We start from the raw sequence: 304 nt of genomic DNA, 5'->3' as shown, positions 1-304 counted from the left end.
CGCGTGGAACTGCTCGACCGCGCCGCCGTGGCCGCGCGCACGGGAACGCCGGCCTTTGCCGGCGGCTGGCTCGACGGGCGCGCCGGCAGCGTCCAGCCGCTGGCCTATGTGCGCGGCCTGGTGCGCGCAGCCCAGGCGCTGGGCGTGCAGGTGCACGGCGGCTCGCCGGTGGTGCACCTGGAGCGCCAGGGCCGGCGCTGGACAGCCCGCACGGCGCAGGGCGCGCGCGTGCAGGCGCAGCAGCTGCTGCTCGCCACCAACGGCTACACCGACGGCCTGTGGCCCGGCCTGGCGCGCACGCTGC

1 protein-coding gene is annotated in these 304 nt (G+C 78.9%); it reads left to right on the top strand.

What is annotated here, in order from left to right:
- Positions 1–304 (top strand): NAD(P)/FAD-dependent oxidoreductase (locus VTU_RS30440; protein ID WP_010110780.1); only part of this gene is annotated, 304 nt, incomplete at both ends.

The sequence above is a fragment of the Verminephrobacter aporrectodeae subsp. tuberculatae At4 genome (assembly GCF_000193225.1).
In the GTDB taxonomy this organism is placed as follows: Bacteria; Pseudomonadota; Gammaproteobacteria; order Burkholderiales; family Burkholderiaceae_C; genus Acidovorax; species Acidovorax aporrectodeae.
Note: the sequence above shows the minus strand (reverse complement) of the source record. Positions and strands in the feature narration are given on the sequence as shown.